This window comes from Enterococcus sp. DIV1208, from assembly GCF_050530455.1.
Lineage (GTDB): Bacteria > Bacillota > Bacilli > Lactobacillales > Enterococcaceae > Enterococcus_B > Enterococcus_B hirae.
Window position 1 is genome coordinate 1,364,333 of the sequence record NZ_CP172887.1, and the last position, 13,233, is coordinate 1,377,565.

Here is a 13,233-nt window from a genome sequence, read left to right on the forward strand (position 1 = left end):
TCGTTTCCTTAAAAATATTTAGAATTAGTTTTTGTTCACTTTGATTCGGCTAAATGAATGGGACAAAACATCGTCACGAGGTAGCTGACAGCCAGATAAAAAACAGTTGAGTCTAAAGTTTTCTTAGTCCCAACTGCTTTTCTTCAACTGACTATTATTGATAACTTGGCGGTAAATAGAATTTTTGATGATTTTCAAAGATTTCGCCAATTTGAAAGAGCAAGTCTTCTCGTCCTCTGGCAGCCATGAATTGGATACCCAAAGGCAGACCTTCCTCACTGATATGTGTGGGTAAACTGATTGCTGGTTGTCCCGTCAAATTTGCCAGTTGGGTGTAAGGCGTGATCTTTAAACTTTCCTCAAACATTTCAGAAATAACTGCTAAACTTTCTTGTTCGTTGCATTCGTTGATTCCAGCCATTTTTGCCCGAATTTCATCGCTTTGAAGATCAGTGGAAATTTCTGGAGCAGTAAATGCTGTTGTCGGCGAAAGAAAAAGATCAACAGTTTGAAATAGTTCTTCCATTGTGATTGCTGCATGATCCCAAACATGAAGCGACTGGATATAGTTCGCTGCAGAAACCTTCTTCCCATACTCTAGCAGGACCCAGGAAATTGGTTCAAGTTCATTTTGAGCAACCGGTCGTCCTAATCCAGATTCAATCGAGTGAATCATACTAGCTGTTTCTGCTCCATTCATTTGATAATAAGACTGAATCAAGGCTCTTCCATCAAGAGGGTAATTGATTTCAATGATTTCTTGGCCTTCTTGTGCTAAAAATGTCACCGCATTGGTCACTGCTTGTCGTGCTTCATCGCTGATTTTTGTGTGGATCGGTGATTCTGTGCAAACAGCGATTTTCAACCGTTTTTTTGGTGGATGCTCTTGCCATTCCGCTGGCGAAACTTGATAAGGCGCTCCTGAATGGATACTTCGCAGTCCTGCAAATAAAGCTTTGGTGTCTCTCATAGAAATGGTCAAACCAAAATCAATCGCTGCTCCTTGCCAACCTCGCCAAGCATGAGGACCAACTGGCATCGTTCCTCGTGAAGGTTTTAAGCCAATCAGACCACAAAAGGAAGCAGGTATGCGAATTGATCCTCCACCGTCACTAGCACCAGCGATCGGTAAAATGCCAGAAGCAACAACGGCTGCTGCCCCACCACTTGAACCACCTGGCGAATGCGCAAGATTCCAAGGATTTTTAGCTGGACCATAAAGTTGTGGGTCGGTGATATTTTTAAATCCAAACTCTGGCGCATTTGTTTGTCCAAGTGGGATAAGACCAATTTTTTCAACTTGCGAAACAAAATTTGAATTTCTAGATGAGCGATGAGTTTGAAAAAGCTTTGAGCCTGATGTAGCTAACCAACCTTGCTTTTCCTGTCCTAACATTTTCAACGGGAACGGTAAGCCGCTTAAAGGCTGTTCATCCTTTAGAATTGGTGCCTCATCTTTAATCGGTTGATCTGTTTCAAAAGTAACGAACGCATTTAATTCTGGATTTAATTTTGCTACTTTTTGGCTAACCTCTTTGACTAATTCCTTGTAACTGAACTGCTTCTTTTTTAGACCCTTCACGATCTCCATGCCATCTTTCAAGTAAATCCCTCCTTTTATTTGTCATACCTTTGTGCCATTTTCTCATATTTCTATTCAACAAACAAAAAGAATGATTACGCTTCATGTTAGAAACGGTGGTGCTATTATCAGTAATTATATACACCTATTGTATCCTAATAGCTAAGGTACTATTCATGGCAAACCAACGAATAGACTAAAAGCTAACCACCAGTTATTATTCTAAAACCACCGGATTGCATAAAAATAAGCCAAAGATTTCCAAAATAAGAGAAACTATGTTTGGATTCTTTGGCTTATTTTTTATTGTTGTCTTTTATTTCATCACTTAGAGAATCGTTAACGATTAGATCGTTTTTAGTTTCCCTCTAAATTCATCGATGGTTCGATACCCTTTTTCTGTCATGATCTGTTCGAGTTCTTTCGTGATCCGATCAAAAATTTTCGGTCCTTCTTTGTGAAGTTCGGTACCGATTTGTAGCATAGTTGCTCCACATAATAAATGTTCAAAAGCATCCTGTCCATTTCGAATGCCTCCAGTACCAATAATTTTGATCTCTGGTTTCAAGCGAGTATAAAAAGCACGGACATTCGCTAAAGCGGTTGGTTTCACATATTCTCCACCAAGTCCACCGAAACCCTCTTTAGGTTTGATCACGACTGCTTCTTTTTGAGTATCGATATACAAACCATTGCCGATACTATTAATAGAATTTACATAAGTTAAAGGAAATTGATTCAAAATTTCAGCCATTTGATCAAAATGCGCCAAATCAAAATATGGGGGCAATTTGATTCCTAATGGTTTGGTGAAACGGGCAAAAACTTGTTGCAATAAATCTTCCGTCGCCTCAAAATCATAGGCTAACTGTGGTTTGCCAGGAACATTGGGACAAGAAAGATTCAATTCAGTGATTCCTTGAAAGTCACTCTTTTCAATCATTGTCAACATTTCCAAATTTTCTGCTGCACTCATACCTGCAATAGAGAAAAAGAGCGGTTGTGTCTGCTGTTTTTCATAGTTCAATGCATAATCTAAGTAATAATCAAATCCACGATTAGGTAATCCCATGGAATTAATACTTCCAAGAGGTACATCGAAATAACGAGGTTCTGGATTTCCAGCACGTTCATTCAGTGTACAACTCTTTGTGATAAAAGCGCCAGCATTGGATTGTTCCAATTCAACTAGTTCTGTCGTTGTCATGCAATGAACACCGGAGGCATTCATAAAAGGGTTAGCAAAAGTATGATTAAAAAAAGTCGTTTCTAAGGTCAAGTCATTCTCTCCTTTGATGAATCATTTTTTCTAGTTTATCATCAAGTCAAGCAAAAGCAAAGAGGATCAAGACAATTAATCATCATTTTCAGTTGCTAAAACTTCTCCTGTTTGACTATTGAGTTTTACTTGAGTACTCTTATTCCCGTTTTTCACTTTCACTTCCCAGTAAGTGGTACCAAGTTCCTTACTAAGATCCCAGTCAGTGGCTGTTCCCCCACCCGCTTGTTTTTCAGCGATCTTTGCTGCTTCTTCAATACTTAGAAGTTTACTTGTGTCCAAAGCATCTTCTTGTTTCTTCTGTCCATTTTGTTCATCTTGATCTAAACGCTCAGGATTTTGTTTTTGAATTTCTTCGTTTGCTGCATTGATCTTCATTTCGTATTCATTTTGATCATCAACACCATCGATTTTATAGAAGAAACTTCCCCAACTACTATCTAATTCTAAACTGGTAATCGCTGCATTTGGATATTCTTTTTGAAACAACTCAATCGCTTTTTGTGCAGATACTTTGATCTCTTTTGTTGCATTCGTCCCAGAATTCATTGTTTGATTTGATGCTTCGGTTGAAGAAGTTGTTTGTTGACCAGTACTTGTTGACGTAGTCGCTGGCGCTGGCGTTGATTCTGGTGTAGCCTGATTCGATTGACACCCTGCTAACAATAGTAAAGAAAACAGCCCACAAAAAATAACATTAGTTTTCATAAAATTTATTTCCTTTCTTGAATAAAAATCACTTTAATTTAAGTATACACAAGTAAAGTTGTTCTGTCATTTTTGAACAAATCAATCATTAAATAGCAAAAAAAGACAAGACTAAAAAAGTAATCAGTCTTGTCTAAAAAATCAAAATAAGAAAAAAATTGTCTCCGCTTCTACGAACAAGCAAAACGTGTTTTAAGTAAAAACGCAACGCTTCCTTTCAATTGCTAATATGTAATATCTTTATTGACTGCTATTCTCAGTTTCAGAAATGTCAGGTATGATCCAGTAATTATCTTTATTATGACTATTGATATATGTACGAAATTTTTCTGATTGGTAGGCTTTCTTAATCGCTTTTGCCCAATCCGTTTTTTCATTTTCTTTTGTCACAGCAGCTACGATTTGTAATTCAGGCACCATTTTTTCTAGCTCGATCAAATGAAGTTGTTGTCGAATTCCTGCATCTTCAACTGTGCTTCCAGGTATGACTTCAAAATCAAGGTCATCCAACACGTGTGGTAAAGTGTTCGTGTCCATCTCTTTGATATTTAACTGATAGGGGTTATTTGTGATTGCTTTTGCAGTCAAGTCGGTACTTTTCACTTGTTTATCCACTTGAATAAAACCAGCTTTAGCAAGAACTGCATAGGCTCGTGCTGCATTACTCGGATCTTGGGGAATCCCAATCATCATTCCTTTTTTCACCTCTTCTTTACTTGTATATTTGGAAGAGTACAAATTACACGGAACAGAGGGTGTAGCAACTAAAGGAACTAAATCAGTACCATTCTCCTTATTGAAACATTCATATAAGCGGAGTGTTGAGCAACATTTACATCAATCTTTCCTTCACCTAAGGCAGTATTTGATTGGATAAATTGAGAAAATTCAATTCGTTTAATCGTATATCCTTCCGATTCTAATATAGGTGCAATCGCATCATCAAATAAATCGTTATACGGTCCTCCAGTTACCCCCATGACAATTTCATGTTTTTTCTGAGCGTGTGATGATTGATCTTTTGAATGACAACCACCCCCAATGAGAACCAATACGAACAGACAGACTATAGTCATTATTTTTTTCATGAAGTTTACTCCTTAATATTTAATTTTATGATAAAGATAATTTCCCAGAAATTGGATACTGTTTATTAAAACAATTAAGATAACTACCGTTACAACAATCATCCCACTATTAAATCGTTGATAGCCTTGGGAAATAGCTAAATCCCCGATTCCTCCTCCACCAACAGTTCCCGCCATAGAAGAGGCATTAATTAGTCCAATCATTGAATTAGTAATGGCTAAAATAATCGCCGGTCGAGCTTCAGGTAGAATAAAGTAAAGAATGATTTCCAATCGGTTTGCCCCTAAAGTTTTGGCACATTCGATAATTGTAGGAGGGATTTCTAGAATGGCTTGCTCGATTAAACGGCCCATAAAGGGAACAATATATAACGTTAAAGGGACAATAGCAGCAGTTGTTCCAATGGAAGTTCCAACAACTAAGCGAGTAAAAGGCAAAATAGCCACCAATAAAATGATAAATGGCACTGAACGCAAGATGTTGATAAGCGTCTGTAACACCGTGTACATAAGAGAATTAGCTAAAACACCTTGTTTTCTGGTCTCTGCTAATAGTATGCCTAAAGGAACTCCTAAGCCGATAGCGAACACCAAAGAAATACTGACCATATAAATCGATTCATAAGTTGCTTTGAGAATGATCTCTGATGAAAGTATTTCAAACATCAACGGTCACCTTCTCATAACTAATTAGTTGGTCAATAAATTCATTATCAGGAATTTTATTTGTTAGAAAATACATCGCAAAAAAACGTTCTCCGCTAATATGTATGGTTTTGATATCATAGACCGTCCCCTCCATTTTACTTTCTTGAAAACGAGCATAATTTGTGGCATTCATCAGGAAGTAAAGGACATAATTAAAGGAAATCGATTCTTTTTTTGGATACTTAGGATAAATCATATCTGCTAAAAATTCACGAACTAAATTGCTTTGAGGGCTTAAAAACATTTTTTTGGTTGTTGCCTGTTCAATAACTTTTCCTGAATCAATGACAGCCACTTCATCACAAATTTCTTTTATCGCCTCCATTTCATGGGTGACCAAAATGATGGTGGTTCCTAGTTCCTCATTCACTTTTTTTAACAAATTTAAAATACTTTTTTTAGCGGTTGGATCAAGAGCGCTAGTAATTTCGTCGCATAATAAAAGCGAAGGCTCCGTTACTAACGCTCTAGCAATCCCCACTCGTTGTTTCTGCCCACCAGATAAATGGGAGGGATATGTATTTTTTTTCTCTATCATTGATACATAATGTAAAACGTTTTCAATTCTTTTGTCGTATTCCTGCTTATTGACTTTGCTAAATCTCAGAGCAAGTCGAATGTTATCAGCAACAGTTTTTGACTGCAATAAGGCATAATGTTGAAATATTGTGCTGCTTTTCACATCTTGTGATAGAGATATATTACCTTTTGTTGGTTGATCTAATCCGTTTATTAAACGAATCATTGTACTTTTTCCTGCACCACTTCGTCCAATGATACCAAAGATTTTACCTTTTGGTATAAATAAATTGAGATCATTTAGGATCATGGTACCTCCAAAAGACTTTGAAACGTGTTCAAATGAAATCAAGCTCTCATTCCTTTCCGGCGTATTCATATAAAAACTTTAACTATGTGGGAATTAATAGAAAGACGATAAAAATCCTTAATAATTAAGTCTTTTTATGTAGTAGATGCGCACATCTATATTTTAATTTCTTCTTTTCGAATTAAATATAGCATGGAAAAATAGCCATGTCGAGACTAATATGTGATTTCAATCACATGGGCATTGATAAAAAGCGAGAAGCAGAATGTTCCTTTCTTACACTTGATGAAAACAGTGATCAAGCAATGAACTACCTCGAAAAATAATCAAATGCAGTGGAAATGCAGTGGCGACAAAAAAATAAAGCTAAAAACATCAACAGAACGGCTCTGTATCAATGTTTTTAGCTTTGTATGTATTCAATTGGCGGGAATGTGTAGGAATCGAACCTACCCAAGAAGCTCTTAACTCCTCATACTGGTTTTGAAGACCAGAGGGAACACCAGAACCCATCCACTCCCCTAATAAAAACATTCTAACATTTTTCGTTTGTTCAATCAATATCAAATGCTAGAATGTTTGTAGTTATAAAAGACTAGACTAGCTTTAATATCTGTTAGTCGTTCTCTTTTTATTTTACTAGGATACGTTGCGGTAAACGTTTCATAAACCAAGCAACGAGTAAACAAGAAAGCATCTTATCCACAATATTTCCTGCAACAGTTGCCCAATAAGTTGCAGTGATCATTTCTTTACCGGAAGCCTTGAAAGCAAAAATGAGGATGTCCGTTCCTGAACCGGTAAAACCACCAAATAAAGCTAAACGGATCGGCGCACCGATCATTGGACAAACAACGGCTAATAGTCCCCCTGCTATTAGCGCTTTTTTGTAAGAAAATCCATTCTTCGCTAGTAAAGAACAGATAATTGCTACAACAATATTTACGAATACAAAAGGAACAGCCAACGGCCCACTGATGATCCCCATTAATAAATTAGTGGCAATCCCAGTCATTACCCCATAACTCATACCAAAATTGGTTGAAATATAAATCGTTCCCATCGTATCTAAAAATAATAAGGGGATTTTCATTAGTGAAACAGCCTCACCTAAAACAACATTTAAAACAACGGCCATTGCACATAAAGTCAATATTTTCATTTTATTATTCATCGTTTACTTTCCTTCTAAAAATAGTTTTAATTTCTGATATAAATCGCCTTGTGATTCTTCTGTATACCAAGTTGGAACTTCAAAATAAGGATTAACAATCCCATGATTCTTACATAATTCAAAATACTCTTCCATTAGTACGCCTCGCTGTGCTGAGATGGAACAATTAGGACTTTCATTGATCCCGATGATTCCCAAATAGCGATAATCATTCGCTTGGTACTCTTTGATTTGTTGAATGACTGGTTGCAACATACTTTGACATTTTTGACGATAGCCTGGTATAGCAACATATTCTTGATAAGTCATTGGTGGTCTCTCTTTTCCTAAGGTCAAAAATTCAGGACAAGGCAATTGTAGCAACGCAACGCCTTGATTTAATAAAGAAATAGCCAAAGGAAAAGCACCACGAGCCCGCTCCCATCCAGGTATCACCGCATGTTGATTCAAGATGCAGTGTGAAACAACCACAAATTCTTTCTTTAATTTCATGTTATTTCCTCACAAAAAATCTTTTCTAAACTGACGAACACCTGATGAAGTTCTTCTTCAAAAATCGTGCGCATATCTAAATAGTTTCGCTCATTTTTTACCCGACTAATCACTGGAACAATTCCTTTTCTTAGTCTTCGTTGCAGTTCTTCCGCATGGCATTGCTTACTTTTTACTGTTACTGCATAGGTAGGTAATAAGCTTTCTGGATACGTTCCACCACCAACCGTACTATAATCTTTTTCGATAGAGACTTCGAGTTGCTCGATTTTTTTTAACTTTTCAGCTAATATTTGGGCTCGATTCAAACAATTTTCGATCTTATCCGATAGCATTTGCAAAGTAGGCAAGGATCGAATGGCTTCTTCTTCATCAAGATAAAGTTCTAAAGTTGCTTCTAATGCACTTAGAGTCATTTTATCGACTCTTAATGCACGCAGTAGTTGATTTTCTTTCATCCTCTGAATATACGTTTTTTTACCTACGATAATTCCGGCTTGTGGTCCGCCTAATAATTTATCTCCACTAAAGGAGACCACATCACACCCTTGCTCGATTACTTCTCGAACAGTCGGTTCATACGGTAAGCCAAAGCGTCGCATGTCAATGAGTAGACCGCTACCCAGATCATTGATTAACGGGACTTGATGTTTTTGTGCTAAGAGAGCTAACTCTGATAAGTAAGGAGTTTCTGTAAATCCAATGATTCGATAATTACTGGTATGGACTTTTAAAATCGCTCCAGTTTCAGAAGTCAAAGCCTGTTGGTAATCTCTAATATGCGTTTTATTGGTTGTCCCTACTTCTCTAATTTTCCCACCTGTTGCGGTAATTACCTCTGGGATACGAAAGGACCCTCCTATTTCAACAAGTTCCCCTCGAGAAACCAATACTTCTTTATCAGTAGCCAAAGTATCAAGAATTAACATAATAGCTGCTGCGTTATTATTCACCACTAAGACGTCTTCTGCTCCAGTAAGTTTTTTTAGAATATGCGTTAAATGATTGTATCTAGTACCTCTCTTGCCACTAGTTAAATCCATTTCTAAATTTGAATAGGAAAAACTTATTGTCTTTAATTGTTCCTCAATTTTCTTACTAAGTAAGGAACGTCCTAAATTTGTATGCAGAATTGTAACTGTCCCATTAATTACTTTTTGTAATGAATATGTTCGTTGTTTCACTTTTTCAATCACTTGAATACAGAGTTCTTCAATCGCTGGAGGTAACAATTCTTCTTTTAAAACAGTTTTTCTAGTTTGCTCTAAAACACTTTGTACCTGTTGTTTGACTACTCCGTAAGAATACTTCTTTTCTAATATTTGCAATTCAGGAGTTTTTAATAAACGATCCACTGAAGGCAAATCTGCTAATCGTCGTTGTATTTCTCTAGCCATCGTTTACCTGCTTTCTATCGTTTTGCAATTATTCTCAACGCCTTTATGGTTTTTTCTATTTCTTCTTCTGTTGTAAAACGGGATAAGGATACTCGAACAGTTCCAGTATTTTTAGTTCCTAAATCTTGATGTATTAGCGGTGAACAATGGTAGCCTGAACGTGTGGCAATGCCAAACTCTTCCCACAGAATATCACTGATTAAAGCTGATTCTGCAGATCTGATATTCAACGAAAAAACGTCTATATGCTCTTTCGTGAAATCACCATAAAACGTTAATTCTGAAATCTTCGTCGCTTCTTGGTAGAAGTAGTTTCCCAATGATGGTGTCTCTTGGGACATTAGCCAACCTACACTGGCTGCTAATCCAGCAATTCCTGGCACATTTGCTGTCCCAGCCTCCAACATTGCTGGCAATTCATCCGGCTGCTCCTTAGAGAAGGACTTCATACCATCACCACCAGTTATTATCGGTGTAAGTTTCAGTTTTTTGTGAATACAAATGCCCCCAGTTCCTTGTGGTCCATGTAACGCTTTGTGTCCAGTGAAACAAGCCGCTGCGACCTTCCCATCACTTAAGTCAATTGGTAGATGTCCAGCTGTTTGAGAAATATCTAAGATTAAATACAGCTGATGTTTGTGGCAAAAACGTTTTATCCATTCAATATCTAAAAGATTCCCTGTCACATTACTTGCATGATTGCAGACCACTACTTTGGTTTTTGCGTTTAATTTTTCAGTAAATTCTTCATAATTCAACTGTCCAGTGATCGGATGACTACTGATAATGTCGTAGGAAACGCCTAGTTTTTCTAATTGATAGAGTGGTCGCAGCACGGAATTGTGTTCCCAACTTGTGGTCAATACATGATCACCAGCTTGAATGAACCCTTTTAATACTGCATTAAGAGCAATAGTCACGCTTCCAGAAAAAATAATTTCATATAAATCCCCGGTATGAAAAAAATTTTTTAATGTATCTCTTGCCATTTCTATTAATTGATAAGCACGAATGGAATAGCTATGAGCGCCACGAGCTGGGTTGCCATACCTCTCACTTTCAAGCACATCTAGGATTGTTTGTTTCATACAAACCGGCTTTTGGACTGTCGTAGCTGCATTATCTAAATAAATAGTCATACTAGTCTCCTTCTTGTTTCCCTAAAATCCGATAATTTTCTACTCGTTTCGTGATGCCAAGTTTATCGATTGATTCTAGAATAAGCATGGAAGCTTTTCGGCTCGAGTTTGTCATATCACGAAAATCAGCCAGTGTCATTTTCTTGTTTTTCTTGATATAAGTCTGGATTTGTTGAATAGCTTGCTGGTAAATCTTTCCTGATAGAACATATTCGTGGGTTAAAAAAACAGCGCTGGTGGCATCTAAAGCTTCCAATACTTCTTCAGCATTTTTGTCTAAAAGGGCTAACTCTTCTTTTTTTATCGGCATATAACCACTGTTTTTTAGGTAACGTTCAATTTTTTGTTTGGCGACTTGCTGATAGCTATTAAATTGTACTTGAAAATCATAAACAGATAATCGTTTCTGTTGTTCTTTGATTACGTTGAATTTTTTTAATAATTGAATCAAGACGAAAACTTCTTTTTCGGTCAAGCCATTTCGTATTTTAGAACGAAATTCTTCTAAAGGCATACCATCCCGTAGACGATATTTTTTGTGATACTCTTCTAAGATCTTTTGTGCTTTTCCTGCTAATTGTTGATATCTTTCATAAAGTAAAAACCCACAAGAGGTAAAGAAGATTTGATTTTTTCCCTGTAGTTCTTCTAATGAATGGCTTAGTTGATCAAGAGGGACACCCAGATAGGCCAACAATTCTTTTTCTACTGTAAATGGCTGTTTCTTATTTAACATAAAATCAATTATCATACTGTTTAGATTGCCATTTTCTTTTGCTTTTAAGCTTTCTAAAATCGCCTGCTTGAATCGGCGATGTTTTTTTGGAACGGCGTTTAAGACTTCGCCTCCAGCAATCGTATGCATGGGTGAATAAGAGCGTAGAATAAAACGATCTTTTTCTTTTACAGAAACTTTTTCTTCTAATTTTAACTGCAAAAAGCCTTCTTCGTTTGGCCCAATCCAATCTAATCCTAATGGAACAGTACGAGCCATTATTTCTTTTGTTCCGATCAACACTCTAACCCGATCCCATAGATTAATTCCCCCATCCGTCCCTGCCAAGCAAGTTACCTTAACATCCAACATCCAGCTTTCCTCTAAAGAATCCGCGGTTGATAGAACATCCCCGCGCGTGACTTCTTCACGGGTAATGTTTGCTAAATTGATAGCAGTTCGTTGTCCAGCATATGCTTTTTGAACGTTATTTTCATGTACCTGCAGATTTCTTATCCGAACTTTTCGCTTATTTGGGTAGAGATAGCAGTTTTCTCCAACGGTTAGTTCCCCTTCCAACAAAGTGCCTGTAACTACTGTACCGAAGCCTTTTACACTGAAAACCCGATCGATATTTAACCTTGGTGTTCCACTACTTACTTGCTCTGATGTTTGCTCCGTGTAGGCTTCGATTTTTTTTAGTAATTGTTTGATCCCTTTTCCGCTAATGGCATCGGTTTCAATTATTTCCGCTTTTTCTAAAGGCGTGTGAAGTAATTGATCACGTATATCTTCGATGACTAGTTCTTTCAATTCAGCATCAATCGTATCAATTTTAGTTAATACAATTAAAAAATGGTGGATTCCTAATAAATTCAAAATATCAATATGCTCTTTTGTTTGAGGCATGATTCCTTCACTAGCATCAATGACTAATAAAATAAGATTAAGACCAGGTAGTCCAGCAACCATATTTTTAATAAATTTTTCATGGCCAGGAACATCTACGAAACCCACACGTTGTTGATTTGGTAAATTTAAGTAAGCAAATCCTAGATTAATCGACATGCCCCTTTTTTTTTCTTCTTTTGTTGTGTCAGTATCTATTCCAGTCAGCGCTTTGATCAATGTTGTTTTTCCATGATCAATATGCCCAGCTGTTCCAATTACAATATTTGCCATTTCTTTTACCCCTTATAATAAGTAATACGTTACATCCAATCCAACTTGAAGCACTTTATAAAAACCTTCTGATGACACATTATTTTTAGCTAAAATATGACGTATCTGATTTTCAGCTTCTAGCGGAAATTTTAAAGAAAAACCACAGCTAAGATATATTTTTTCGGGTGTAGGAATGATTCTTACAGATAGTTTAGCTGATTGGCACATCAGCTCAGCTCTCATTGCTTCACGTGTCGAATGAAATAATACCACTCCATATGACTTCATTGTTTACTCCTTAAGGTTTGATGATTTTTTTAGATTTTCGCATCATTTCAATAATATGATACATATTGGTCACTTCACCGACTTTACATTTTTCACTGAGATTATAATAGTTAAGACAGGCTCCACAAGCATAAATTTCTATCCCATTTTCCGCAAGAATCTGTAAATCCTCCAAGGAATCCGAGTTGTCGCTTACTAAATGGACCCCACCATTGTAGAAAATGATTTTTTCGGGCAAATCAGGTTGTTCGGTTAAAGAATAAATAAACATTTTTAATAATTGTTTCCCTAATTCTTTCGACCCTTGCCCCATCGTATTCGTGTCGACAATAACTATATAATTGTCTTCAATATCATTTTCTCTTGTAAGTTCTTGTTCATAAATAGAAGCTACCTCTCCTTTTTTCTTGGAGATACGTACAGCAAACGATTGTGCATCATTTTGCTCTACTTGATAATCATAACCTAGTTGTCCCGCCATTTTTTTTAGATTTTGTGCAGCAATCTCATTATCGACAGTTGTTTCTACTGTATCGTTTTCTTCCAAAGCTTTCTTTGTTTCAATCACTGGAAGGGGACATACTTTTCCCAATGCGTTAATTTTAACCATTTTGATTCTCCTTTCCATGTGTAGTTAATCATGGGATCAGTTTGTTAGACTAATCGAACA

At 36.7% G+C, this 13,233-nt stretch carries 12 protein-coding genes, 1 tRNA gene and 1 pseudogene; all 14 read right to left on the reverse strand.

Features of this window, described 5'->3' with window-relative positions:
• Positions 1 to 154: 154 nt before the first annotated feature.
• Positions 155 to 1,603, reverse strand: a complete 1,449-nt coding sequence (locus IGK91_RS06325; RefSeq protein ID WP_081122742.1) for an amidase — start codon at positions 1,601 to 1,603, stop codon at positions 155 to 157.
• A gap of 325 nt (positions 1,604 to 1,928) precedes the next feature.
• On the reverse strand, positions 1,929 to 2,861 hold the full coding sequence (locus IGK91_RS06330; protein ID WP_010737588.1) for a dihydroorotate oxidase: 933 nt from the start codon (positions 2,859 to 2,861) through the stop codon (positions 1,929 to 1,931).
• Between the two features lie 75 nt (positions 2,862 to 2,936).
• Positions 2,937 to 3,569, reverse strand: coding sequence for a PepSY domain-containing protein (locus IGK91_RS06335; protein WP_010737589.1), 633 nt, complete (start codon positions 3,567 to 3,569; stop codon positions 2,937 to 2,939).
• Positions 3,570 to 3,809: 240 nt separating this feature from the next.
• Positions 3,810 to 4,657 (reverse strand): annotated as a pseudogene (locus IGK91_RS06340) (MetQ/NlpA family ABC transporter substrate-binding protein).
• A 12-nt stretch (positions 4,658 to 4,669) separates the two neighbouring features.
• Positions 4,670 to 5,323, reverse strand: a complete 654-nt coding sequence (locus IGK91_RS06345; RefSeq protein ID WP_010719143.1) for a methionine ABC transporter permease — start codon at positions 5,321 to 5,323, stop codon at positions 4,670 to 4,672.
• Positions 5,316 to 6,236 carry a methionine ABC transporter ATP-binding protein gene (locus IGK91_RS06350; protein ID WP_025480495.1) on the reverse strand — a complete coding sequence of 307 codons (921 nt, stop codon included), beginning with the start codon at positions 6,234 to 6,236 and terminating at the stop codon, positions 5,316 to 5,318. Before IGK91_RS06350 ends, IGK91_RS06345 begins: the two co-directional genes overlap by 8 nt.
• Positions 6,237 to 6,618: 382 nt before the next feature.
• Positions 6,619 to 6,715 (reverse strand) — tRNA-Sec (locus IGK91_RS06355).
• Positions 6,716 to 6,825: 110 nt separating this feature from the next.
• Positions 6,826 to 7,368, reverse strand: coding sequence for a CD3073 family putative ECF transporter S component (locus IGK91_RS06360; protein ID WP_010737592.1), 543 nt, complete (start codon positions 7,366 to 7,368; stop codon positions 6,826 to 6,828).
• A 3-nt stretch (positions 7,369 to 7,371) separates the two neighbouring features.
• A complete protein-coding gene (locus IGK91_RS06365) occupies positions 7,372 to 7,860 on the reverse strand; it encodes a CD3072 family TudS-related putative desulfidase (RefSeq protein ID WP_010737593.1) in 489 nt (162 codons plus the stop codon).
• A complete protein-coding gene (selA, locus tag IGK91_RS06370; RefSeq protein WP_181934263.1) occupies positions 7,857 to 9,257 on the reverse strand; it encodes an L-seryl-tRNA(Sec) selenium transferase in 1,401 nt (466 codons plus the stop codon). The genes IGK91_RS06365 and selA overlap by 4 nt, the downstream gene beginning before the upstream one ends.
• Before the next feature lie 14 nt (positions 9,258 to 9,271).
• Positions 9,272 to 10,396: an aminotransferase class V-fold PLP-dependent enzyme gene (locus tag IGK91_RS06375; RefSeq protein WP_010737596.1), complete on the reverse strand. Its 1,125-nt coding sequence runs from the start codon at positions 10,394 to 10,396 to the stop codon at positions 9,272 to 9,274.
• A gap of 1 nt (position 10,397) precedes the next feature.
• Positions 10,398 to 12,293, reverse strand: a complete 1,896-nt coding sequence (selB, locus tag IGK91_RS06380) for a selenocysteine-specific translation elongation factor (RefSeq protein ID WP_181934264.1) — start codon at positions 12,291 to 12,293, stop codon at positions 10,398 to 10,400.
• A 12-nt stretch (positions 12,294 to 12,305) separates the two neighbouring features.
• Positions 12,306 to 12,563, reverse strand: coding sequence for a DUF3343 domain-containing protein (locus IGK91_RS06385; RefSeq protein ID WP_081122738.1), 258 nt, complete (start codon positions 12,561 to 12,563; stop codon positions 12,306 to 12,308).
• Positions 12,564 to 12,573: 10 nt separating this feature from the next.
• Positions 12,574 to 13,173 (reverse strand): sulfurtransferase-like selenium metabolism protein YedF, encoded by a 600-nt coding sequence (yedF, locus tag IGK91_RS06390; RefSeq protein ID WP_113803570.1) that lies wholly within the window; start codon positions 13,171 to 13,173, stop codon positions 12,574 to 12,576.
• Between the last annotated feature and the right edge of the window lie 60 nt (positions 13,174 to 13,233).

Coding starts and splice junctions, on each gene's coding strand:
- IGK91_RS06335 (WP_010737589.1), bottom strand. CDS start 3,569: ATGAAAACTAATGTTATTTTTTGTGGGCTGTTTTCTTTACTATTGTTA.
- IGK91_RS06345 (WP_010719143.1), bottom strand. CDS start 5,323: ATGTTTGAAATACTTTCATCAGAGATCATTCTCAAAGCAACTTATGAA.
- IGK91_RS06360 (WP_010737592.1), bottom strand. CDS start 7,368: ATGAATAATAAAATGAAAATATTGACTTTATGTGCAATGGCCGTTGTT.
- IGK91_RS06365 (WP_010737593.1), bottom strand. CDS start 7,860: ATGAAATTAAAGAAAGAATTTGTGGTTGTTTCACACTGCATCTTGAAT.
- selA (WP_181934263.1), bottom strand. CDS start 9,257: ATGGCTAGAGAAATACAACGACGATTAGCAGATTTGCCTTCAGTGGAT.
- IGK91_RS06375 (WP_010737596.1), bottom strand. CDS start 10,396: ATGACTATTTATTTAGATAATGCAGCTACGACAGTCCAAAAGCCGGTT.
- selB (WP_181934264.1), bottom strand. CDS start 12,293: ATGGCAAATATTGTAATTGGAACAGCTGGGCATATTGATCATGGAAAA.
- IGK91_RS06385 (WP_081122738.1), bottom strand. CDS start 12,563: ATGAAGTCATATGGAGTGGTATTATTTCATTCGACACGTGAAGCAATG.
- yedF (WP_113803570.1), bottom strand. CDS start 13,173: ATGGTTAAAATTAACGCATTGGGAAAAGTATGTCCCCTTCCAGTGATT.